The sequence below is a fragment of the Streptococcus suis genome, from assembly GCF_002960445.1.
Classification (GTDB): domain Bacteria; phylum Bacillota; class Bacilli; order Lactobacillales; family Streptococcaceae; genus Streptococcus; species Streptococcus hyiners.
The window spans coordinates 1-297 of record NZ_POJD01000359.1 but is presented as its reverse complement, the minus strand read 5'-3'; the positions used below and the strand labels follow the sequence as shown (position 1 = coordinate 297).

Annotated in this window: 1 protein-coding gene; it reads right to left on the bottom strand. The window is 31.6% G+C overall.

Going from position 1 to position 297, the window contains the following annotated elements; translation table 11 throughout:
• Positions 1-267 (bottom strand): DUF2971 domain-containing protein (locus tag C1G53_RS12070; RefSeq protein WP_161941434.1); only part of this gene is annotated, 267 nt, incomplete at its 3' end.
• Positions 268-297: the final 30 nt, after the last annotated feature.

Sequence of the window (297 nt, the reverse complement as noted above, 5' to 3'; positions counted from 1 at the left end):
TTCCGTTAAAAAGACATCAGTTTCTTTGTCAAAACTAATTCCTATACACACTCCTGTCATATTATCAGAATACATTGTCCATTGTGGAATACTATTAGGAGTATCAGTCCAACAAGACACATACTTAAATCCACCTAGATTACCAAAGTCTGAAGTTGAAGGTTCTAATGGATCGTCAACATAAAGTAAACTTTTGAATCTCAATGTTTTATAATTTAATATCAGAAGCAATGTTTCAACTGTTGTATAATGATAAAGTGTCTTCATATAATGGCTCCTCCTCTTGCTTATATAACT